The following is a 23,639-nucleotide window of genomic DNA, read 5'->3' as shown; positions in this document are numbered from 1 at the left end:
GAACATATTACTGACTAAACACCAAACCGATTTCACTGAAAAGTATTACAGCAAAAAATTCTGGAATCACCAACGTGATCGAACTCGAATAACCTTTCAGTCTTTTAGTTTCCCTACTTCAACTATCGGTAGGGAAACTTTATTCTGTTAACTACACTATGGAAAAGAGAATGCTTATGAACCAGTTTTCGATACATAAAGACGTGAAAAAGTACAAACCGTTTTCCCTTTTCCTCTCGCCTTTAGTTTTACCTATATTGAACGGAACGGTTACTCTAGTTCGTAAAAGGGTTCCATTACCTGAAGGCGTAAAAGAAAAGCATATCCGGCTATCGACCACTGACGGAGACATGATCACGTTAATAATTTACACACCTGAAAAAGTTAAGGATGCATCACCGGCCCTGCTTTATTTTTACGGCAGTTCCTACTTTTTGACCCGTCCCCCACATATCAAACGGTTGACTGCAGAATATGCCTTGCGGACGAATACCATTGTTATCGATGTCGATTATCGTCTGTCACCGCAGCATCCATTTCCAGCTCCCTTTTTTGACGCACTGAAAGCCAGTGAGTGGGTAATGACTCATACTGACTATCTTGGTATCGATCCCGACAAAATTGCGATCGGCGGAGACAGTTCGGGTGCGACTTTAGCCAGTAATGTCACATTATATTACAGAAATCAAGGATTACACCCCTTTTTCTATCAGTTTCTCATCTATCCCGTAACGGATGCCCGGATGCGTTCAAAGTCTCTGCACGAATTTCCGTATTGGAGTGTGAAACTCAATAAAATGATGTGGTCGCTTTATATCAGAGAGGAACTCTCCTTACCCAATGAATATGCCTCCCCCATGGAAGCCGACTCATTCAGTGGACTGCCAACTGCTTACATTGAAGTGTGTGAATATGATCCGTTGAGAGATGAAGGGTTACTCCTAGCTAAAGCTCTAGAACGAGCGGAAGTCAAGGTACAGACCCACTGTGTACAAAATGCTTTTCATTCCTTTGACCTTTTCGCGGCCAGTGAATTGACTAAAAAGACAATGAATACACGGGTAAGGGCCCTGAATCAGGCATTTTATGATGAGTAAAAGTGGTTCTTGCTTAACTGAATACTGGCTTATCAGAAGAGATTGGACTTCGTTCCAATCTCTTCTTTTTTATTATATAATGGTCAGCCTCTTTCACTGATTCGATAAAAGAGTGAAGGAAAATCACCTATTTTACAGGCCCTTTGTCGATTCTATACAAGGTTAAAAAACTACAAAATAAACTTATTTAATCCTCCCCGGCTCATACCTTCCAAAAAAAGTTGCTTCGGTTGATTCGGTCCCTTAACTGAGCCTTCTTGAGACAATATCAACAGCAGACCTATCGATCCCTTTATACCATTCTATATAATTGCTAATTTTGTCATGAAGTCGTAAACTAAAGTTAATATAAAGTTCACAATTGGAGGAGATCATCATGTCCGTAAAAGATTGGCTGATACAAAGAAAAACGCAGTGGTTAGCTACCTTTTCTCGCTTTCCGATCGCTATCGCGCTACTTGCATTAACAGTTATGTTCACCCTGTCCGATATCTATTCCAGGGGCGAACCGGATTATATGAATCACGTGTTGAGTTTAGGAATCGGCGTTTTGCTGGTCGTATCCGTTCAGCTCTATTCCGAACGTCTATCGATCGATAAATTATATTTATGGGGAATCAAGTTAGCCAGTCTGATTTTACCCCTCTTGTATTATTTCTATCTGACCCAAGCGCCATTAGGATTTAATCAGTCGGGTTCAGTCCGCACCCTCGTTCTCTATTTTATCCTTGTCATCTTGCTGCTGGTGGTGCCAACACTACGTTCTCACCTTACCTTCAGCGATTCACTGATCATTTATATCAAAGCTTTTTTCTCGGGTTTACTCATTTCAGTGATCTTGTTTATCGGTATAAGTGCCATCTTGAGTGCTTATACTACTTTGATCTACAGCCTTGATTATCGCTGGTTCTCTTACAGCGCAGCCATTGTTTTTATTTTTGTCGGACCGGTTTATTTACTTTCAAGACTGCCTGTATTTGATGAAGAAAAACACGACTTATCAATCAACGAAGCTAAGAGTATTCCCCCTTTACTTGAAATATTGATAGCTTATATCATTATTCCAGTTTTACTCGTATTTAGTGCCATTCTTATTGCCTATATACTGATCAATATTTCAGGAGAGTTCTGGAAAGATAATTTAATGGAACCGATGCTTATCAGTTACACGATTGCCGGTATCCTAACCCTCTTTTTAGCTGAAAATGTGGATAAAAAAATTCCCCGGCTGTTTAGCCGCTTTTATCCTTATCTTTTGCTCGTCATTGCCATCTTTCAGACGGTTTCATCAAGTTTAAAAACCGCGGACATCGGGCTTACTCATGGCCGCTATTTCGTGCTGCTATTCGGTGTTTTTTCTATCATCAGTACCCTTATCTACAGTTTCTTGAAATCCAAGAAGATATTTATTCCTTTCTTGCTGATAGGTTTGGGTGTGATATCGATCCTTCCCATGATCGATGCTGTGTCGATCGGCATCAACAATCAACTAAGCAAAGTGAATAACATCGTTGAATCAGCTGAAATGGATGAAGAGATGACCGAACAGTTAGGTGAAACGTTATCAGATGAGGAAAAAGCAAAATTCAGTTACAGTATGAATTACCTGAATCAGCAGGAAAAACTGGATCAACTCGATTGGCTGCCGGACAACTTTGCTTACGAACGTGATTTTGAGCAAACCTTTGGCTTTAATCCTAGTTTTCACTATTATTATGGCAGCGACATCGATGGGCCCTTCCCCTCTGGTTCACGCTATGCTTATATGGAACTCGATATGACGCAGCCAAACGTAATTCCCTTGGCTGATGTAGATGAACTAGTGGAATTATCTACCTATCTAGGTAGTCAGATCAATGTCGATTTAGATAATGAACCATATTCATTAAAATTTGTTGCTGAAAGAGACGCATTGAGTGTTGAATTGTTAGAAAATGACTCCTCTGTACTCACTTACGATTTATCTTTCATTCGAGAATTGGCGTGGGAAGTTCCTGTGGAAAATTCGCAAAGACCTTTAGATGAACTAATGTTTACAGAAGAAAATGAGGACGTTCGTTTGACAGTTATCGTGAGACGTCTCGAAGTTGAGGAGAACACCAATGTCGAGGGAGAATTTATAATTTTAATCACTTATAAATAGAATTTATTAGATTACAAACAAAAAGTAAGCATTTTCATCCTGTTTACGTTATACTAAAAAAGTATTAATTTTTTAGGAGGAATGTCAAAAATGAAGAAACAAACTTTTACTTTTCACAATGGTGTAACGATTCCAAGTATTGGCTTTGGTACATGGCAAATCCCTAACAGAGATGCCTATGATTCAGTAACAATGGCACTTAAAAATGGCTACACTCACATCGATACTGCTTTAGCTTACCGCAATGAAGAAAATGTGGGTAAAGCGATCCATGAATTCGATTTACCGAGAGAAGATATTTTCATCACGAGCAAATTGCCTGCTCAGATTAAAGGCTACGACGAAACACTCAAGGCATTCAATGAAACAATTACAAATTTAGGTGTCGATTATCTCGATTTATACCTTATCCATGCTCCATGGCCTTGGGATGAAATAGGCAAAGATTGTACTGAAGGAAACGTTCAATCATGGAAAGCAATGGAAAAATTATACAATGAGGGTAAAATCAAAGCGATCGGTGTCTCCAACTTTGAGATCAAGCACCTTCAACCGATCTTGGATCAATGTGATATCGTTCCAATGGCTAATCAAATCCCCTTTTATATCGGTAAAGATCAGGAAGAATTGTTGGCCTTTTGTAAAGAGCATAATATCGTTGTAGAAGCCTATTCACCTCTAGCTACTGGTCAAGTCCTGGACATGCCAGAACTTAAAGACATGGCTAAAAAATACGACGTTACGGTTGCTCAACTGGCAATTCGTTACTGCTTGGAAAAAGATACGCTTCCTCTGCCCAAATCAACACATGAAGGACGTATCAAAGAAAACAGAGATTTAGACTTTGAAATTTCTGATGAAGATGTTAAAATACTTGAACAAATCAAAGATGTACGTAAATAATCGATCAATAAAATAATAACCCGTTAACTGATTAAGCTTTCTTAGTGAGTTAACGGGTTATTAATATTCTATTAGCTTTTTTAATACTGAAAGATATCGAAAGGAGTTAGAAATATGAAAGTCAACGATTTCACGGGCATGTTCAGCCGGACCAGCTTGACCATTGATTCCATCGAAAATCCACACGATGATTATCATGTCATTACCTTTGATTATCCAGAAGGGCTAAACTGGGACTCGGGAGAACATGGGATGTTTACCCTCCCAGGCAAAAAAGTAACAGGTCGCTCTTTCCGAATCTTTTCGATTGCTTCCTCCCCTTCGGAAAACAAACTATTTATTGCTACCCATGCCAATGAACCTGTCAGCAGTTTCAAGCAGACTCTTTTCTCTCTTTCTAAAGGAGATACAGTGAATATGCTCGGTCCCTTTGGATGGTATAAAGTGAAGGATTCCACGTCACCTATCGTTATGATCGCAGCCGGGATCGGTATTACACCCAACCGGGCCATGATCAAACAGCTTGAACACGATACACGCCGGGATGTTTTTCTTGTTTATTCATCTTCTGACACACATTTGTTCAAAGAAGAATTAGACAGCATCGCTTTAAACAATCCAAAATTCCATCCATACTACACAACGGGCCGTGACCAAACCCGAGAGACTTATTTAAAATTGGCGGATACCTTAGGTAATGATGCCATCTATTATGTAGCTGGCACCCCAAAAAGTGTCAAAGATATCAGTAAGCGGTTAAGAGACAACAATGTTAAGTTCACACATATCGTTTTCGATCCTTATTTCGGATATTAAGAAGAAGCCTTCGACTCAAACGGGTCGAAGGCTTTCCTTATTTTTATTGAAGAAAATCTGCCCACTGAAGAGCTTTATTAGCATCAGTGGTCCCTAACCCACGAAGCTAGTATGATCCTCTCACCTATCAAAGGTTGATGAAACTGACCCGTTGCGGTTAGTTTCATCTTCCAGAAATATAAAAGAGTGGACATAGAAGGATGATACCTAAAGTCAAACGCTGCTCGTTTAACTTCAGGGTTCGTCGTCAGTCTATGATCCACTCTTTTAGTATTCATTTATTCACTCATCTTATCAACAAAGCGTTTAGTTATTACTTGAGGCCGCGTAATTGCACTTCCAACAACAACTGCATAAACACCATGATCTAAACAGGCTTTGGCTCTTTCTGGTGTATTGAGATTGCCTTCAGCTATTACCGGAATAGTAATGGCATTCAAGTATTCTTTTAACATTGCATAGTCATTTTCAAATATCGACTGATCCTTAGTATAACTGGTGTAACCAACCAACGTTGTAGAAACCACGTCAAATCCTAAGCGTTCAGCTTCTACCCCTTCTTCGACGGTTGACGTATCAGCCATCAGCAAAACATCATCATACTTATCCCGAATAGCATTTACGAAATCTTCCAATGTTTCACCGTTTGGTCTCACTTGTTTTGTGGCATCGAGTGCGATCATGTCACAACCCACGTCCATTAATTCGTCCACTTCTTTCATTGTCGCTGTAATATAGACTTTTGTGTCTGGGTAATGTCTTTTGACTAAGCCAATAATAGGCAGAGATGTTTGTTTCTTTATTTCTGCTATATCTTCTTTAGAATTGGCACGAATGCCTACCGCGCCGCCTTCAGTTGCTGCTTTGGCCATACGACCCATGATGAATGAACTATGTAACGGTTCATCGGATATTGCCTGACAAGAAACAATTAAGCCTTTTTTAAAATTATTTAACATTTTTAGCCCTCCTAATGCTTGATTTTTCCTATTATTAAGTATATCATATTTAATATATAACTTGTTATTTAATACAATATTACAAATGTATACTTATCGTGTAATGTTACTGTGTTTCTCATTCCGTATGGTATACTCAAAAATGTGAAATAACTCTATATACGAAAGTGAGGTGCGTTATGAAAAAATATGAAGAAATATACACCGACATCAAAGAAAAAATAATCAATGGCGATTATACTGCTACCGAACAACTTCCTTTCGAAAAAGATTTATGCGAAAGTTACAATACGAGTAAGATGACAGTTAAGCGTGCCCTAGATTTACTAGTCGAAGAAGGTTTAATTATCAAACGACGCGGTTCCGGGACATTTGTGAAAGACTTAAGCAAAAAAGAAATTTTGCGTATTACTCAGACCAACCAAATCAGTGGTTTTTCTCTCTTTTATAATAACAAAGATGTGAAAAGTGAAATTTTAACTTTCAAAGTTGTGCAGGCAGACGAAATCGTTCAGGACAAACTGAATCTTAAACCTGAAAGCTTTGTCTACGATATTCACCGAGTACGTCTCGTTGATGATAAACCAATCGTGATAGAACATGCCTATATCCCTATCGAACGTGTTCCAGGATTAGAGAAAAAACACCTCGAAGGTTCTATCTATAAATATATTAAAGAGGATTTGGGTTTAACGATCCAAAGTGCCCATCGTCGTTTCACCGTAAAAAAAGCCAGTGAGGAAGAAGCAAGTCATCTTGCTATCGAACATAATGATCCGATAGCAATAACCGAACAAATCGCTTACCTGGATACGGGTGATTCGATCGAATACAGTTTATCAAAACATCGTTCGGATGCCTTTGCTGCCGAAACGATTATCACAAAATAACAAATCATCATTGCATTAAAGACTAGTTCCGACTCTCTCGCGATAGTTAAGTGAGGAAGATGGACTAGTCTTTTTTCTTTCTTCGCTCTTTAAAAATCAGAAACTTTTGTATCCGATAACTGATCATGAACAAAATAGCATCCACAAATATTTTCAATATTACTTCTCGTAGGCCGGTCAATTGAAACAACCAGTATACACTAAGTCCAGAAGCAGATGCTTCTATAGCGACCAACGCATAATATCTGAATAAGGTTTTATTCCAGCGTTTGTTGCTTTCAAAGACCCACTTTCTATTCACTATATAATTAAACAAACTGGATACTGCCCTTGCTAACAATGTAGCTACAATAATCCGCCTTTTCGTTACTAAAAAACTTAAAGCTAAAATAAACACTTGAAAAAAAGAAATATCGATTAGAAAAGAAGTGAAAGAAACACTCATGAACTTGAAAAAGTTCTTGAACAATAAAACGTAGATTTCCACAGAATCTTTAAAGGGATTGAAGTGACTCTCTTCATTATCTTTAATATACACTGTTTGAATAGGCACTTCCTGAAAATCAATCCGTTTTTGAATGGCTACGATCAGCATATTTGTTTCGTAACTGTAGCGTTCTCCATCAATGGCGATGAACTCCGGCAGCACATCTAAAGTTATCCCTCGAAGACCCGTCTGTGTATCGTTTATTTTCTCTCCGTAAAGAAGTTTAAAGAGATGTCTGGTTATCGTATTCCCTAATCTGCTTGTTAACGGCACATTTTCTTCACTGAAGTGTCTTACACCTAGAAGCAATGCTTTTGTTTTTTCATCTAACTGACTGCAGATTTTCAAGACATCACTTACTTCGTGTTGTCCATCTCCATCAACCGTAATGACACCATGTCGTTTAGAGAGTTCGGTATCATTTAATATGTAATTAAACGCATTTTTTAATGCACGTCCTTTTCCCATATTAACGGCATGTGTCAATACTTTCACTTCAGGCAATTTATCCAAAAGTTCAAAGACAGACGTTTTATCGCTGCTGCTTCCATCATTCACAATTACAATGGATGTGAAGGCTTCTTGTATGAGTTGTTTTACATAGGGTATGAATGCTTCATTTGGCTCTAGAACAGGTATGACAATAACACAATTCTTCATAGGCAGTCCTCACTGAGTTATAATTGATAACAAATCTGTCAAATAAATTCATTATCGTCAATATTAATCATACCATATAACGCCATTTTTATACTCCTATATACTCATTGAAAAACAAAAAGTCCTTACTTCATTGTCCGTGTAGGCTCTATACAGTAAAGACTTACGTAACAACCTTTATCAGGTGTGCATTCTCTTGATCTCATGATTAAAATGATTGACGTCATTATAAATATTCAGACGCGATAGATAATCTTTGGACCATTCTTTGATGACACTGTGTTCATCATGTACTGGATCATTGATGACTTCCAGAAAATATTGATAGCCTGGAGGTCCTCCGACATTCTCAGGTACAGGGTCACCGGACATGAGCGTCAACTTAGGAAACATACGCTTTTTCTCAGAATAAAATTTCCTTGCCCGGATGGAATGTTCCCAAGAATCTCCGAAATCATAAACGTAGGTGATGACGCCGTTTTCTTCTGGTGTGATCACGTCAGCTAATTTCAACTGACTCGCAGTATACGCTTCCTGATTTCCGCCCATTTGATACTGTTCCATGTTATATTTTTGCTCTGCCCCGATAATGGTCGACCCGTCTTCCAATATGAACTGATGCAAATGCATATGCTGCCACATATAAATCGTCTGAATAACTTGATGCAGATCCTCAAAAGTGAGATACATAGGCATTTGTACGATGCGGATCACATCAGGTAGCATTTCCATCCTCAAGCGAATCTCAAATTCCACCATATCCACAGCATAAGTGACTGGACCGATGACTTCCTCATATTCATTTATAAAATGCTCAAACGACCTTTCACCTCTTTTCAAAGAAGTGTTCAAGCGACTGATTTGATATTGCCAATAGCCTTGAACAATGAAATCATCCTCTTGATAGTAGTTCATTTTTCTCATAAGGTTAATCACTGAAGAGTTGCGACCGATTTTCTTTGAATCCGTAGCTTTACTAATGGTTATTCCGTAACCGTTTGAGTCAGTGAGATAGCGTTGGATACTGTGGTGACTAAAACCTAATTTCCCCAACAAATCATAGAATGCTTCTTCAAACCAGTCATAAAACTCCATTAATTCTTCTTCATACACATTCAAAAAGATTAGAGTTAACCCCGACCGATCATGAGTCATAATCAAACACTCATCAGTACCCATTTCAGCTATATTGGCATGCCAATCAAAAAAAGAATGCCCATCAGGTGACTCAGAGTCTTCAAGAAACGTGACGTGCTCAATCGGTTCTGTTGCCATTTTTTCTGCCTTCTTGAAACCCTTCATTAATTTCTTCGTTGCATATATGTGCATGACTCATCCCCCGTCCCAATTTGCTTCTTTGAATAAGTATACCATTGATACCCTTGAAGTACCTATGGTTAATCAATTTTTCACAGGAAATTATTTCCCTAGTTCTTTTTAATTGATCATAATAATTTGTTTTTATAGTCAACTAGCAAAATATAGCAAAAGCAATATCAAAAAATCTTTGCCCTTATTTACTCCATTCATCTTCTAAAATTCCATATATTATCATATTCACATATTTCCCGTCGATCAGTTCATTGTCTCTGCGCATACCTTCCTGGACAAACCCCAAGCGTTCCGGAATCGACCGGCTCTTTGAATTGCCTTCCGCCGCCCAAATTTCTATTTTATGTAAACCTAATTTTTCGAAGGCATAGTCGAGAAGGCTTTTGACCGTTCTAAACATGATACCTTTTCCGGTATATTCACTGCCAAGCCAGTAACCGATCTCGGCAGATTTGATAGACCAGTCGATGTCGTTTATATTGACACTACCTGCAACTTCTCCGTTATATTGAATGACAAAATGAACCGCTTTTTGCTCTGTGAATTCTAGCAGGTGCTTATAGGTTACCTCGTCGATGTCTTCTACAGATTGAACCTGGTCCACCCAAGTCATCCACTGTTTCAAATGCTTTCTGGACTGATCGATTAATGCGAAGATCTCTGGACTGTCTTGATTTTCTTTTAATTTCAAACTTATTTCTTCATCTACTTTGTGTGTAAGCATTTTGGTCCCCTCACTCTTCTGTTTACCCTTAGTATAGCATTTGAATAGGTAAAAAATTCGTAACTATCTTTGTAATTCTAAAAAACATTATGTACAGTGAGCTAAGTTCCGATTTACATTTGAGTTGATCGTTACTGCCCCTTTCAAAGTTCGGTAAGTAGGATTTGCATTTTCCTATAAAAGTGTCGAACCTGCCGTAACTTCGGTAGGTTCAGAAAAAATATACGTTTGAAACTACCGAACAGGGCCCGGTTCGACAATTAGAAAAGACATTTGAAATCCTACATGTCGAAGTTACCGTCAGTTCGACACTTACAGCATAATGGAAGCAGTGAACTTACCGAACTTGGCAAACTTCGGTCATTAGGCAGCAGAATCTCTTGTCAACTTACCGAAGTGTTCCCTACCTAACATATGAAACTGTATACCCCTCTCTTTGCCCTTGATTTTCCCGTAAAAAAAGAGAGCTCGTTTAGAACGAACTCTCAGACAGTATTATTTACTCTTCTTTCTTCAATATTTTCAAGCGGATGAATTTGTCCGTTTCAGCTACTAGCAACACAATGATACCGACACCTACAGCGATCAGCCATTCCAAACTGTTTAACCCCTCAGTGTAGAAATAACGCTGCATGAAAGGTACATACGTTAGTATCAATTGTAGAATAAGCATAACCCCTATGATAAGGAACGCTTTTTTGTTGCTGAAAAATTCTTTTGAAAAGGCAAGTTTACGCGTGCGAATATTAAAGAGATAAAAGATCTTGCTCATGACCATAATATTCACGACCATCGTACTTGCTGTAGCTTGATTAGCCCCGTATTCTATCAGCCAATCGTAGGCAATCAAGCTTAACGTAGCCATCAAGATGGATACATAAGCAATTTGGAATGCTTGCCGCTTGTCAATAAACGGTTCCGTCGTGTCTCTTGGCGGACGTTCCATGATCCCTTCTTCGGCCGGTTCAAAAATAAAAGCAAACTGAATAGTGATGGCCGAGACCATATTGATCCACAACATTTGCGTCGCCTGAAGAGGTAAATCATTTTGCATTAAGAGGGTGATCGCAATGATCAAACCTTCCGCAAAGGATGTCGGCAGGAGATACAAAATACTCTTTTTGATATTGTCATATATACGACGTCCTTCATGAATCGCGGTACTCATCGTTGAGAAATCATCATTGGCCAGGACCATGTTCGCAGAATCTTTCGAGACATCTGTCCCTTTTATTCCCATGGCCACACCGATATCAGAAGTCTGAAGAGCAGGCGCATCATTAACACCGTCTCCTACCATAGCGATAACTTTGCCACTTCGCTGATACGCTTTGACGATCTGCAGTTTATTATCCGGCGTCGTTCGTGCAAACACTTGATAATCATTGATCTTTTCTGTTAATTCCTCTTCACTCATTTCATCCAATTCCAGACCGGTAATGGCATTGACCGTTTCTGCCAGCCCCAATTGTTCCGCAATGGCTTTAGCCGTACCGGGGTGATCACCTGTGATCATTTTAACCTCGACACCAGCCGTGCGCATGGTTTTGATCGATTCGATGATCTCGTCTCTCGGTGGGTCCATGATCCCTACAATACCCAGAAATTTGACCCCGCCGTCCAAGTCATCATGATCGATGTCCTCTTTATGCTGCTCGAGACTTTTGACCCCTACGGCAACAACGCGTTCTCCTTGAGAAGATAAGTCTTCCACTATATCCTGCCAGTGTGAGAGATTGAAATTTGAATCAAAGGATTCGGCCATTTCGAAAATCTTGTCTGGAGAACCTTTAATATAGATCTTCTGTTCACCGGTTTTTTTGTGCTGTGAAAGAGAGGCTATATAACGATACTCTGAATCAAATGGAATACGGTCCATTTCTTCATAATCCGTTTCCTCTGTTTGATAGACTTTCTGATATAAGGTTAAAAAGGATCCATCTGTCGGTTCACCATTGATGATCCAGTGACCATTTTCTTGTTCCAAGGTTGTTTCATTCGCTTCATATCCGGATTGAATCAATTCTTTTAAAATAGGTGACTCATCAACATTAACAGCTTCACCATTTTTCAACACTTCACCTTTAGGGGCATAACCCACACCCGTTACTTCATATTCCCCTTCTGTGGTGATGATTTTCTGAACAGTCATTTCGTTTCTGGTTAAGGTACCTGTTTTATCTGTGGCAATGATGTCTACTGAACCCAACGTTTCAGCCGCAGGTAAGGTTTTGATGATGGTATTTTTTTTATTAGCCATATCTCTGACACCCATCGCCAAGACGACCGATGTTGTAGCTGGCAACCCTTCCGGAACAGAACCAACGATCATCGTGATCACAGCAAGTGAGAGTGCTGCAATTGTATAATCACCTATAAACAAACCAAAAACAAACAACAGTGCGGCCACACCTAAAATGACGTATGAGATGTTTTTACCTAACTGGTCGATTTCTTTCATTAACGGTGTTTTCTTATGGGACTGTTCACTGACAGCCGAACTTATTTTACCAATCTCTGTTTCCTCGGCTATTGCGATAACAACACCGGTCCCATTACCATTTGTCACAGCAGTCGAAGAAAAAACCATATTCCTCTGATCTCCTGTAGATAGAATCCCCTCTAGTGCGTCTTCGAATTTCTCAACAGAACCTGATTCACCTGTCAAAGACGATTCCTGAACTTTTATGTTTTCAGCGTGAACAAGACGTAAGTCAGCCGGGATATTATCTCCTGCTTCTATATAAACCATGTCACCTTTAACCACTTCTTCGGCAGGGATGTCCATTCGTTTTCCGTCTCTTATCACAGTGGCCTTCGTTGATAACATGTCTTTTATTTTTTCCAAGGCATTCGATGCGTTCACTTCCTGATAATAGCCGATAAAGGTATTCGCTATAATAACCAGACCAATGACGACGGCATCAGAATAATGTCCCATCCCAAGCGTTAAAGCCACCGCTGCAAACAGTATGTAAATCACAACGTTGTTTAACTGCCTGATCAAAATGGTCCATTTGGATGTTTTTTCCTGTTTTATTTCGTTTAACCCGTCTCGTTCTAAACGTTTTTTCGCTTCGCCTGCACTTAAACCTTCCGAGGTATCTGTATCGAATCGATCGATAATTTCTTCTGGAGTGTACTGATATAATTTTTTGTTTGATTGGCTATCATCGGACATTGTAATCATCCTTCACAGTTTACTGATATGACTTAATCATAATATAAAAAGTATTATTCCTTAAACAAAAACGCTCATCGAATAAATCAATGAGCGTTTTTGTCTTCGTATTTGATTGATTGAATTTCAGTATTGCCTAGTCAAACTCTTCATAGTCATTAGGGTGCTGACCATCCAGTCTTCCGGGTTCACCTTTATCCAAGGCATTGATCTTTCCTACCTCTTCTTCGGTCAATGAAAAATCAAAGATGTCTAAGTTAGCTTGCTGGTTTTTTGATGAAGCGGCTTTTGCAACAGTCAAGATGTCACTCTCCACATTCCATCTTAAAATGACCTGGGCAGGAGACTTCCCGTATTTCTTTCCAATTTCTTTCAACACATCATTTTCGAGGACCTCGTTTTTATCGCGGCCAAACGGACTCCAGCCTTCTGTAATGATTCCGCGTTCCTTGTTCACTTGGACCAGTTCATTGTTATTAAAGTAAGGATGACGTTCGATCTGATTCGTCGCCGGTGTCACACCCGTTTCGTCGATGATGCGGTCCAGATGTTCTTCCAGGAAATTAGAGACACCGATCGTTTTGATCAGTCCAAACTTCTGCGCATCCACCAATGCCTGCCAGGCTTCTACATATTTATCCTGTTTAGGCAGTGGCCAGTGGATCATGTATTTGTCAAAGTAATCCAGTCCCATGCGGTAAAGAGATTCCTGGATCATCAGGATCGCTTTATCGTATTCATGAGCCTCACCCGGTAACTTGGAACTGATGATGAAGTCTTCTCTTGGGATAGACGACCGGCGAATCGCTTCACCAACCATCCCTTCGTTGTTGTAATTGGTCGACGTGTCGATCAGTCGATAGCCATTGTTGATCGCGGATAACGTGCTCGTCACGCCTTTAGCCCCTTTGATGTAAACCGTGCCCAGACCGATCTTCGGTAACCGAGAGCCATCATTCGCTTCAAAATAGTGTTGCATTGTCATTTAAATAACTCCTTTCATACTATCTGTTTCTATTATATCTTAAGTGCTCATATCTATCTTGTTAGAACAATTATCGTTTTTAACTGTTTCTCCAAACCATTGCCTTTTCTTTGTTTAAAGCAAACGGTCTGAGGTATGGTGTGGCATTGCCGGAAAACAAGATATCTTCATGCGTGTTGATACCTAAAATGTCTCTCACATATGCTTTTCTCGTTTCCATCCGTTGCCAGACTTCAGGATACGTCGCTCTAATTTCGTTCTTCAGCTCTTCATCGGCTAAAACGACGCCACCTTCAGCGCTCACTCCCGGGTAACCTTTGACGGAAGGAATGATATCGACCTGGAACAGCATGCCGCTTTTAAGTGACGTTTCAGATTCTTTAGAGATCGGCGAAGCCACCCACTCTTCATCTGCCGTCAGATGTCCCGGATTGAGTTTCCAGTCGTACACATCTTTGGGTAAAACGGAACCAATCAAAGCGTAAACGTCTTTTCCTTCCATACCGATGTGCACCTGTTCCAGCCAGGCCACGACTGCGGTGAAATAGGGCTTCGCCACTTTATCTAAATAATCCCGATGCTCTTCAGGTAGTTCGGACGCCTCGTGGACAGCAATCGGCCCACGGCTTTGAAGGCCACCTTTGTATCCAACCGTCAGCGACAGTTTATCTCCCAGTTGGATTTCTTTTCCAGACGGATACAGATTTGCCTGATCAAAACGCTGGCCCGTTGCGGCAATCGTGACGACACTGTTGGGTTGGCCATAAGCGTTTAGCAACCCTCCCAGTTCCCATTCTGTCTGACCGAGTGCAACGGCATCCAATGTGTTCAGCATGCGTGACGAAGCCAGCGCCGCACCAAATTCATAGTGCGCCACTTCATTGGCATTGTTAGTTGTCCGTGCTCCCTCACGACCAATAAACAGATCGGTCGCATTCACTAGTTTACTTTTCCCGGCAATAGCGATCAATCTTTCAACTATATAATGTGGGACATCAAACAGTTGGCTATTTGGATCCTTAACTCCAGTGAACAACTTCCAACCAACAATGCCAACTTGCTTGTCCTGTTTGATAAGATTTTCAGTGAAAACGTCACTAAAGCTACTAGCGGGTTCCATGGGCTGGTCTGGTAGAGAAAAATGAGGCACATGTACGAGGTCGCCTTTTAATCGGGCCTTATCTTTGAGTTTGAGATTTTCATTCCCCAGAAGATAAAAGACAGTTCCGTCGTCATGCAGAATAAGTACCCCTTCTTCAAAGCGCGTCAAAAAACCGGTCAAGTACTCAAAGTTCGAACCATGTTCCAAGTCCTCGTAAATGACTAGAGTGGATATGTTTCTCTTCTTCATTTGAGCTAGCACTTTGTCGTATCGTTCCCGCATCGTTGCATCTGTCAGCGAAATGTTCTTTAAATCTTCCTCAGGTTTCGGTGCTTGAACTGCTGTATATATTGACTTTTCATAGTCATAATTCATGGATAGCCTCCTACTGCTCTTCATTAACGTTTATCATAGCACAATATATCAAAAAAACCGATGCATGACCGCATCGGTTTTTACATTCAACTCGTTTTGTTCTTCTTGATTCTGTGCGTCATGAGCAGCAGTAAAATTATATTGAAAATATTGATGCCGAATGTAATGGCGAATGCAGGTGTATAAGAACCAGTAAAGTCATAGATAAAGCCCACGGCTGCTAATGATATCGCCCCGCCAAAGCTGGTTGAAAAGGCGAGGATCGGGTACAAACGTGTAAAGTTGTAGCGACCAAAGAATTCTTTGGTCAGCAAGGTGACGCTTACCGAAGGGATAGAATATGCCGCACCAAAAAGAAATGCCCCGACATATAGCATCGGAATGATCTCAGTCAACAACAGTATGACACTGGACAACCCAATCAAGGCCAAGACACTGATGGTGCTTTTCACAGGCCCTACTCGATCACTCACGTAACCGAGACTTAATTTGAAGCCAATGCTACTTATCATTGCCACTGATAACATCACTGCGCCAACATCAGAAGAATAATCGAGTGTTTGAGCAAACCCAGGGAAATGCTGCGGAACACCGATCAATAACGTTTGAAACATTGTGAAAATGAATAGCAGACCGAAAATGTACATTGAAACTTCCCGGTGCTCTTCACGTTTAATAAAGGTCCCTCGTCGGGCTCCGTCTTCATCTAATTCTTTTGAACCATAGGGTAAATAACCACTTTCCTTCGGGTCAACAGTGAACGGGATTATAATAGCTGGTAAAGCAAACAGGATAATCAGCATCCCCATAATGCGGTAGGACTGTTGCCAGCCGAGACTGGTGATCAGTGATGAGAAAACCGGCGAGAATATTGCTCCAGTAATACTACTGAAACTGAGGACGATGCTGGTTACCAAACCATGCTTCTCGCTGAACCATTCATTGATAACAATGGTCAACGGCACCCAAGCCAACATGCCCGTTCCGACTCCTCGAAGGGTACCTAAAATATTGAATAACCATATTGAGTCTACCCAACCAAGCATATAATTGGATAGTCCACCAAGTAAGGCTCCTGTGATGATGACTTGTTTTAATCCAAATTTCCTTATCAAACTTGGTACATAAAGTGACATAACAGCTTTCATCAATAACGTCAGTGTGTTGTGCATCGCTACGGATCCGCGATAGACACCCAGGCTGTCTGCAATTGGCGTTATGAATACACCGTTGGTCATGACAGGCAATCCAACTGCACTGACAGCAAGTCCACACATGGTCATAGCTACGACCCAGTGCATTCTACTCTTGTTTTGCAAAACTAATTCTCCTCACTCTAAATTCATTACCTTCAATTATACGATAATGAATCAAAAGAAGTAAGTATAATTGATTTTATCTGTGCAGCAATTAAGTCAGTTGCCGTTATTGTGCTTCCAAAGTCATTACGACAAGTTCCGGACGATTGAAAACACGTAAAGGAAAGACACTGTTTCCTAATCCTCGACTGACTATCATTGTCGTAGTGCCTTTCGTATACTCTCCAATTGTATAATCAGGAAATGACCCTTGTCCAGGTGCGTATAATCCTCCTATGATCGGTAAGCGAATTTGTCCACCATGGGCATGACCAGTAAGGACTAGTTCGACGTCACTTTCTTCGTAAATATCTATCAATTCAGCGCGGTGAGATAGAAGCAGATTGAAATCAGCTGGACTCTCATTCAATAACTCTTCCATTTTTTTTTGAAGAACAAGTTCACCCGATCCTTCTTCTTCAATATCTTCAAGTAACATCGTGAGCGGATCAGCCAAACCCAGCAGATTGATTTGCTCATTGTTTTTCTCCAAAATCTGACTAGCGTTATCTAAGTTAATGACTCCTACTTCATCCAATATTTCCTTCAATTCCGGATATTTGTTAGATGCAACTTCATGATTGCCCGATACAAAATATAGAGGTGCAATAGAACTGACGTCTTCCAGAAAGTCTTTGGCAATGGTTAAATCCGTTCTGTTTCTGTCAATCAAATCTCCAGTTATTACTATAATATCCGGGTTTTCTGCTTCGATTTTAGTCGTTAAATTTTCATCAAAATCTTTATTGTGTAAGTCAGATACTTGTACGATGGTATATCCATCAAAAGATTGCGGGATTTCATCACTACTATAGGAATAATGCGTTGTTTCAATCGCATTATTTCCCCAATATAAGAAAAACGATAAGCCGGCGATAAATATAACCCTTATCATCCATACACTTATTTTTTTGTTTTTATTCATAACAATCCCCTTTTTGTAGCTGATCAGTTTTTCATTCCAATTTATAATTGCCGTTTATAACTCCACATTATAAATGATTTGCAACGAATTAGATAGAGTTCTCAGTAAATATCAGTATAGAGGTCATGTCTATTATAGTGCAAGCAATTGACACTGTATCAGTTTTCGTTTATTCTACAATGATTTCATGATAAAATTCATGTGAAATCTTTGTAAATGCTGATGTTTTACTGCTTCTCATTCAAATTTTGTTCCTTCAGGTCTTTTCGAATAAAAAAAACCTTCATCTAAAAGAAGGTTTTATCCTGACTTATTTTTTCAATAGATTAAATAGAATGTACATTTTTCTGACCACTAATTCTTATAACAACCTTACTATACCTGTTCGATTTTTTAGCTATTCTTGATTTCGTTGATTTGAAACCAGCATTTAATTGGACAAAATCAGTTGTTCTGATACACATCATCCCTCATGTGGTAGCCATCATCAATAACTGTTTCCATTATATTCGACTGATCAACAACGACCGGCGTCAATAAAACTGTAGGGACATCTTTTTTGCCATTATTAATTGTGGTAACAGTTTCAATTGTTTCGCCCCCTGCCATCTTGACCGCTATTTCGGCAGCTTGTTCGGTCAATGACTTGATTGATTTATAAACCGTCATGGATTGGGTGCCGGCTACTATTCTTCGAACGCCTTCTAACTCCGCATCCTGTCCGACAACGGGTATCTTTCCTGACAAGCCTTGTTCTTCCAATGCTTCGATCACTCCACCTGCAGTAGCATCATTTCCAGCAATGACTGCATCAATCTTATTCTCGTTAGCAAGAAGAGCTGCTTTCATATTCGCTTTTGCATTCTCTGGCATCCAAGCATCTGTCCACTGATCATAGACTACTTCGATCTTTCCATCCTGTATGAAAGGTTGCAGAACTTCATATAAGCCTTTCTTCATAAGATGAGCGTTATTATCCGTTTTAGCTCCTGCAATATACACATATTTACCTTCAGGTACCAATTGAGTAATGGAGTATCCCTGCAGAGCACCAATTTTTTCATTATCAAAAGATATGTACAAATCTACGTTGGCATTCATCACTAGTCGATCGTAGGAGATGACAGGTATGTCTGCCATTTGAGCTTTTCCAACTATAGAAGCTGCAGCCTCAGCGTTGTGTGGGACCAGCACAAGCAAATCGATCCCTTGGCTGATCATTGTTTCAGCTTGTGCTATTTGAAGGGCATCATTACCGTTTGCTGCTTTTATTTCAACTTCAGCACCCAACGATTCAATCGACTCTTTAAACATAAGCTTGTCTTTCTCCCATCGTTCTTCAACGAGAGTATCCATGGAAAAACCTATCTTTAACTTTCGCTCTGCTTCATCGTTTTTTGAAATTTCTTTAACTGAACCATTAATCTCTGTAGAATCAAAGTCACGGGAAGATTCTTCGGAATTATTTGTACAACCCACTAAAAGGATAGCTGTGAATATGAATATACAAAGTCCCGCTATTCCCTCTTTATGCCTCTTCATTGATTGACCTCCCTTATTCACTAGAAGAAACTGAAAATCCAAGTATTTTATCCCGATATTTCTTGGGTGATACCCCTACTTGTTTTTTAAATACTTTACTGAAATAGTTCGGGTCATGATAACCCACTTCAAATGCAATTTCCTTGATACTTTTTTCTGGAAACAACATGTATTCTTTTGCCTTATCCACACGGCATAGAGTCAAATAATCTATATAATTGATGTTCAGCTTTTCTTTAAACAATTTACTGATATAAATGGCACTCAAGCCCACCCTATCTCCTAACATTTCCAAAGATATATTTTCACTTGAGTGATTTTTAATATACTGCTTGATTTGATGAATCGTATCCTGTTCATTGCAGTTATATATGCGCTCATACTGAAGATTGATCTCCTCAATATACATTCCGATTTCCTCAACGAATTGTTGATAAGATTGCTCTTTTAAAAAGTAATGTCCCGATTTGATATCGATCCCCATTTCAGCGAGCGTATGATATATCCTCCAAATCAATTCCATGATCCGTTGTTTCGTATGTTCTAAGGGAATCTTTTCTTTTTCATAAGATTTTATCAGCATCACCAAATGATTTTTGATTTTCCCCCATTCTCCTAGTCTTACTTGATCCAAAAATTCTCCCTTGTATTTTTCCATCAGTGCATCACCATAATTAGGCTCAGTATTAATATCCTTATAAAACCGATACGTCCCTGCCCTCGTGACGTCCATCATAGCAATCAATGCTTCGTGGTATGACTCTTTCATTTGATCCAGTGATTCATAAATCTCACCTATGCCGACAAACCATTCACAACCACGTTTATTTTGGCTGTCTTTCAAGCCGTTTTTCACGATTGTAGTAACCTGAGACCGATAACTATTTTCGTTATTTCGAAAAACGATCAATGGAAAGTGCCTACCATGCAGAGCACCAACCCATACACTACCTAATTCTTTTATTTGATTGACCCATTGCGCATAAACCTTTTCAAACCGTTCTGGAACAAGAATAACCATAACAAACATCTCATCTGCTGATTTTATCTCGAGCATATCCATCAACGTATCAACATGCACTTCATGGACATGATCGAACAACAGCTGGGTAACCATGTCCGTTTCCAGTACCCTTCTCGACTTTTCAAATTGAAGATCATGTTTTATGTCTTTTTCTATTCTTTCCTGCTCCACTTCTATTTCTTTGATGACTTTTTCCACAGTCGCTACGATCTCACTTATTTTGCTAGGTTTTAACAGATAGTCCTTTACACCTAGCTTTATCGCCTCTCTTGCAAATTGGAAGGTGTCATGAGCCGTCACCATTACAAACTTTATAGTCGGAAAATCCATCATAATTTCCTTGATTGCATCCAAACCATTCATTCCAGGCATTTTGATGTCCATTAAAATTATATCTGGTTTGAAACTACTGGATAAATCAATAGCCATCCGTCCATTTTTTGCTTCGGCCATTTCCAGTCCTTCAAAAGACTCTGACAAGATTTTCTGCATACTCACGCGTTCTATTTCCTCATCATCCACAATCATTATTTTAGGCATTTTCCTTCAGACTCCTTTGCTTTGGAATATAGAGAGTAATTTTGGTTCCTTTTCCAAGGGTACTTTCAATTTGAATCAGATTATCAGCTTCAAAAAATAGTTGCATACGTTTAACCACATTGATGAATCCTATCCCAGTTGAATGGCCCTCTTTTGGTACAAGTAATCCCTTCAGCAGTTTATCCGCTTTTTCCTCGGACATTCCCGGTCCATCATCTTCTATATCAATTCTTACATAAGCTTCTGCATCGTTCACGCTGAAAATGATTTCCCCACCGTCCTCCCGCGGTTCAACAGAATATATGATGGCATTCTCAATAATAGGCTGAAGTGTGAGTGCCGGAAGCTGAACATGCAAAAGGGAACTATCGATGTCTTCCAAAAAGATCAATCTTTCTGTATATCTTGCTTTTTGTATGGCCATATATCTTTTCAGGATAGTGACTTCTTCCAACAAAGTCACTGAACGGTCGAGACTTTTCAGATTATACCGCAATAAATCTGCGACATTAACCAACATATCGCTTGTTTGTAATGATCCTTCGAGGTATGCTTTTTTCGATATAGTGTTCAACGTATTGAATAAGAAATGAGGATTGATCTGACTTTGCAGACTGCGGAATTGACTTTCCTGCAACAAGATTTTATTGTCTTGTAGTTCTTTTTCCAATTCCGCCTGCTCTTGGATTTCTTGTATCAAGTTATTGATATTCAACCGCATTCGATTGAATGTCTTCGCTAAAAAATCAAATTCGTCATTTGAGTGAACGGTGACAACTTTATTGAAATCTCCTTTTGATAATGTATTAGCTGCTTCCGTCAACTGTATAATCGGACGGGTTATGCTTCGCGACAACAAATAAGAAAAAATCACTAAGGTCGCTGTTAGCAGAAGTATCAGCCATATTCCAAAACGATTTAACTCCGTCGACCTGGCAATGATCCCTCTATATACGACATCATATGTTTCCAATTCTGTTTCGACTAGTGCGGTTTTTGTATCTGAAATATAATTAGCAATTCGAGTAGCGTCATTGAATTCGCGTATTGCTGCCTCAGATTCTTCCTGATTGGAAAGGCTGATCGATCTTTCTACGGTCTCCATCAGACTATCCATCAGATGAATGTAGTTGAGCAGTTCAAACTCGTTTTCCGAATGACCCAAGTTCCAAATCTCATTTTCCATATTTTGTATCTTCAATTCTCTTTCATCGATGGCTCTTAGATTCGTTGATGTCGGGTCATAAAGATAGTTATTTAAGTCCATGATTAAATCCTGACTTTCTTCATTTACTTCATTCAAAACCAAGTATCTTTGTAAAATGGAGTTATACTGATCATGAGTTTGACTAATATACATGGATAAAGCAATCCAAATCCCCATCATGATAAGTACAATTACGGAAATTAAAGAGAAAATCTTCTTCTGTATGGTATTCATAACTCATCCTTCTCTTTCACGATTGTAACGGGGGTAAAATAGCCATCAAAATCAAGGGGAGCGCTCTCCCCCTCCAACCATTCAATAAGCAATTCCACTCCCAATCTACCCATCATTTCAGGATCCTGTGCTACGATAGCATCCAATTTACCTTGCTGGAACAGCCCTTCAATATCAGCGTGATCATCAAAGGAATAAATAAATAAGGGCTCAATTTGTTTTCGTCGACTGATTTCCTGGATCATTCCCGAGGTGACCTCCGAATTGATCGCAACAAAGCCTTCTATTTCAGGATGATTGTTCAATAGATTTTGGGTCGTTGCCATAACCTTTTCTTTGGAGGTATCCGTTCTTACATCTATTACTGAGATATTAGGATATTTTCTGAATACGGCTTTAATGCCATTCAGTCGGAGTGATTGATAATGTTGTGGCTCCTGATCATACATGAGTGCTACCTCACCAGAATCTCCCATATCCAAGATCAACTGTTCCGCAATCAGTTTGCCCGCTTTAAAATGATTCGATCCGACATAAGTTCGCCGCAGACTTTCCTCTATTGGAACATCTTCTGCAATCGTGATCACGGGGATGCCATAAAAAGCGGCTTTTATTTTTGTCAATTCCTTAAATTTTTCCTTATCGAGCCCTTGCACAATAATTCCATCTACTTTTGAATGAATAGCCAATTCCAGATTACTTAAGAATGCTTCCTCATTTTTGCCGTAGTTACCCAAATTTTCGAGCATTACGCCTTCTAGTTCGGCTAGTTCACTTGCACCTTTGGCTACACTATTCCAAAAAGGTGTATCAACATCTTGTGTGATCAGCACCAGTCGGTATTGTTGACTCGCAAGTGGCAGGGGTTCCTTCCAATCTGAATTAATGACGCTTTCTGCTGAAATATAAGTTAAGTAGCTGAGCACACTTAGAATCAACACAGCCATAATGCTCAATGATTTATTCAATATAGTGGCCCCTTTTTATGTAAACGTTTTAACATCTATTCATTTTACAGTTTTAACTTGTCTCTGACAATAAAAACAATAAAAACTCTGCAACATGCGAATGGATTTTTTTATCCTATTCGTTTATTATTGCAGAGTTCTTATTAAATTATCGTTTTTTTAATCTATTTGTTTTATCCATTTTTCT

General features: G+C 39.5%; 18 protein-coding genes. 5 read left to right on the top strand and 13 right to left on the bottom strand.

The features are described from left to right. Positions 1-176: 176 nt before the first annotated feature. The 4 genes from ACO1PF_RS10755 to ACO1PF_RS10740 all read left to right on the top strand — a co-directional run bounded on the left by ACO1PF_RS10755 (position 177) and on the right by ACO1PF_RS10740 (position 4,959). The gene (locus ACO1PF_RS10755; RefSeq protein ID WP_423189058.1) at positions 177-1,097 is read left to right on the top strand and encodes an alpha/beta hydrolase; all 921 of its coding nucleotides are present in this window, start codon (positions 177-179) and stop codon (positions 1,095-1,097) included. A gap of 376 nt (positions 1,098-1,473) precedes the next feature. Next, positions 1,474-3,240 carry a DUF4153 domain-containing protein gene (locus tag ACO1PF_RS10750; protein ID WP_423189057.1) on the top strand — a complete coding sequence of 589 codons (1,767 nt, stop codon included), beginning with the start codon at positions 1,474-1,476 and terminating at the stop codon, positions 3,238-3,240. Positions 3,241-3,321: 81 nt separating this feature from the next. After that, positions 3,322-4,143 (top strand): aldo/keto reductase, encoded by an 822-nt coding sequence (locus tag ACO1PF_RS10745; protein ID WP_423189056.1) that lies wholly within the window; start codon positions 3,322-3,324, stop codon positions 4,141-4,143. Between the two features lie 114 nt (positions 4,144-4,257). Beyond that, positions 4,258-4,959 (top strand): FAD-dependent oxidoreductase, encoded by a 702-nt coding sequence (locus ACO1PF_RS10740; protein WP_423189055.1) that lies wholly within the window; start codon positions 4,258-4,260, stop codon positions 4,957-4,959. 278 nt (positions 4,960-5,237) lie between these two features. Here the strand turns inward: ACO1PF_RS10740 and ACO1PF_RS10735 are convergent, their stop codons facing one another. After that, entirely contained in the window at positions 5,238-5,918 is a 681-nt protein-coding gene (locus tag ACO1PF_RS10735) for an N-acetylmannosamine-6-phosphate 2-epimerase (RefSeq protein WP_423189054.1), read from the bottom strand. Between the two features lie 179 nt (positions 5,919-6,097). Here ACO1PF_RS10735 and ACO1PF_RS10730 point away from each other — a divergent pair, with 179 nt between their 5' ends. Further along, on the top strand, positions 6,098-6,808 hold the full coding sequence (locus tag ACO1PF_RS10730) for a GntR family transcriptional regulator (RefSeq protein ID WP_423189053.1): 711 nt from the start codon (positions 6,098-6,100) through the stop codon (positions 6,806-6,808). A 64-nt stretch (positions 6,809-6,872) separates the two neighbouring features. Here ACO1PF_RS10730 and ACO1PF_RS10725 read toward each other — a convergent pair whose 3' ends face one another. From ACO1PF_RS10725 to ACO1PF_RS10670, 12 genes are all read right to left on the bottom strand, one after another. After that, entirely contained in the window at positions 6,873-7,955 is a 1,083-nt protein-coding gene (locus tag ACO1PF_RS10725; RefSeq protein ID WP_423189052.1) for a GtrA family protein, read from the bottom strand. Between the two features lie 180 nt (positions 7,956-8,135). Beyond that, the gene (locus ACO1PF_RS10720) at positions 8,136-9,284 is read right to left on the bottom strand and encodes a plasmid pRiA4b ORF-3 family protein (protein WP_423189051.1); all 1,149 of its coding nucleotides are present in this window, start codon (positions 9,282-9,284) and stop codon (positions 8,136-8,138) included. 184 nt (positions 9,285-9,468) lie between these two features. Continuing rightward, positions 9,469-10,011: a GNAT family N-acetyltransferase gene (locus tag ACO1PF_RS10715; protein ID WP_423189050.1), complete on the bottom strand. Its 543-nt coding sequence runs from the start codon at positions 10,009-10,011 to the stop codon at positions 9,469-9,471. Between the two features lie 499 nt (positions 10,012-10,510). Then, on the bottom strand, positions 10,511-13,192 hold the full coding sequence (locus ACO1PF_RS10710) for an HAD-IC family P-type ATPase (RefSeq protein ID WP_423189049.1): 2,682 nt from the start codon (positions 13,190-13,192) through the stop codon (positions 10,511-10,513). Between the two features lie 136 nt (positions 13,193-13,328). After that, positions 13,329-14,177, bottom strand: a complete 849-nt coding sequence (locus ACO1PF_RS10705) for an aldo/keto reductase (RefSeq protein WP_423189048.1) — start codon at positions 14,175-14,177, stop codon at positions 13,329-13,331. A gap of 79 nt (positions 14,178-14,256) precedes the next feature. Beyond that, entirely contained in the window at positions 14,257-15,654 is a 1,398-nt protein-coding gene (locus ACO1PF_RS10700) for a M24 family metallopeptidase (RefSeq protein ID WP_423189047.1), read from the bottom strand. Between the two features lie 86 nt (positions 15,655-15,740). Continuing rightward, positions 15,741-16,973, bottom strand: a complete 1,233-nt coding sequence (locus ACO1PF_RS10695) for an MFS transporter (RefSeq protein ID WP_423189046.1) — start codon at positions 16,971-16,973, stop codon at positions 15,741-15,743. Positions 16,974-17,079: 106 nt separating this feature from the next. After that, entirely contained in the window at positions 17,080-17,937 is an 858-nt protein-coding gene (locus ACO1PF_RS10690; RefSeq protein WP_423189045.1) for a metallophosphoesterase, read from the bottom strand. Positions 17,938-18,381: 444 nt separating this feature from the next. Beyond that, entirely contained in the window at positions 18,382-19,479 is a 1,098-nt protein-coding gene (locus ACO1PF_RS10685; protein ID WP_423189044.1) for a sugar ABC transporter substrate-binding protein, read from the bottom strand. Positions 19,480-19,492: 13 nt separating this feature from the next. Next, positions 19,493-21,043, bottom strand: coding sequence for a response regulator (locus ACO1PF_RS10680; protein WP_423189043.1), 1,551 nt, complete (start codon positions 21,041-21,043; stop codon positions 19,493-19,495). Next, positions 21,036-22,484, bottom strand: coding sequence for a sensor histidine kinase (locus ACO1PF_RS10675; RefSeq protein ID WP_423189042.1), 1,449 nt, complete (start codon positions 22,482-22,484; stop codon positions 21,036-21,038). The genes ACO1PF_RS10680 and ACO1PF_RS10675 overlap by 8 nt, the downstream gene beginning before the upstream one ends. After that, positions 22,481-23,452, bottom strand: a complete 972-nt coding sequence (locus tag ACO1PF_RS10670) for a sugar ABC transporter substrate-binding protein (protein ID WP_423189041.1) — start codon at positions 23,450-23,452, stop codon at positions 22,481-22,483. The genes ACO1PF_RS10675 and ACO1PF_RS10670 overlap by 4 nt, the downstream gene beginning before the upstream one ends. Between the last annotated feature and the right edge of the window lie 187 nt (positions 23,453-23,639).

It is taken from the genome of Alkalibacterium sp. f15 (genome assembly GCF_049389645.1).
Classification (GTDB): Bacteria; Bacillota; Bacilli; order Lactobacillales; family Carnobacteriaceae_A; genus Alkalibacterium.
This window is presented reverse-complemented; position numbering and strand designations above follow the sequence as displayed.

Coding starts and splice junctions, on each gene's coding strand:
- ACO1PF_RS10755 (WP_423189058.1), top strand. CDS start 177: ATGAACCAGTTTTCGATACATAAAGACGTGAAAAAGTACAAACCGTTT.
- ACO1PF_RS10700 (WP_423189047.1), bottom strand. CDS start 15,654: ATGAATTATGACTATGAAAAGTCAATATATACAGCAGTTCAAGCACCG.
- ACO1PF_RS10690 (WP_423189045.1), bottom strand. CDS start 17,937: ATGAATAAAAACAAAAAAATAAGTGTATGGATGATAAGGGTTATATTT.
- ACO1PF_RS10720 (WP_423189051.1), bottom strand. CDS start 9,284: ATGCACATATATGCAACGAAGAAATTAATGAAGGGTTTCAAGAAGGCA.
- ACO1PF_RS10685 (WP_423189044.1), bottom strand. CDS start 19,479: ATGAAGAGGCATAAAGAGGGAATAGCGGGACTTTGTATATTCATATTC.
- ACO1PF_RS10705 (WP_423189048.1), bottom strand. CDS start 14,177: ATGACAATGCAACACTATTTTGAAGCGAATGATGGCTCTCGGTTACCG.
- ACO1PF_RS10725 (WP_423189052.1), bottom strand. CDS start 7,955: ATGAAGAATTGTGTTATTGTCATACCTGTTCTAGAGCCAAATGAAGCA.
- ACO1PF_RS10710 (WP_423189049.1), bottom strand. CDS start 13,192: ATGTCCGATGATAGCCAATCAAACAAAAAATTATATCAGTACACTCCA.
- ACO1PF_RS10735 (WP_423189054.1), bottom strand. CDS start 5,918: ATGTTAAATAATTTTAAAAAAGGCTTAATTGTTTCTTGTCAGGCAATA.
- ACO1PF_RS10675 (WP_423189042.1), bottom strand. CDS start 22,484: ATGAATACCATACAGAAGAAGATTTTCTCTTTAATTTCCGTAATTGTA.
- ACO1PF_RS10715 (WP_423189050.1), bottom strand. CDS start 10,011: ATGCTTACACACAAAGTAGATGAAGAAATAAGTTTGAAATTAAAAGAA.
- ACO1PF_RS10680 (WP_423189043.1), bottom strand. CDS start 21,043: ATGCCTAAAATAATGATTGTGGATGATGAGGAAATAGAACGCGTGAGT.
- ACO1PF_RS10750 (WP_423189057.1), top strand. CDS start 1,474: ATGTCCGTAAAAGATTGGCTGATACAAAGAAAAACGCAGTGGTTAGCT.
- ACO1PF_RS10745 (WP_423189056.1), top strand. CDS start 3,322: ATGTCAAAAATGAAGAAACAAACTTTTACTTTTCACAATGGTGTAACG.
- ACO1PF_RS10740 (WP_423189055.1), top strand. CDS start 4,258: ATGAAAGTCAACGATTTCACGGGCATGTTCAGCCGGACCAGCTTGACC.
- ACO1PF_RS10730 (WP_423189053.1), top strand. CDS start 6,098: ATGAAAAAATATGAAGAAATATACACCGACATCAAAGAAAAAATAATC.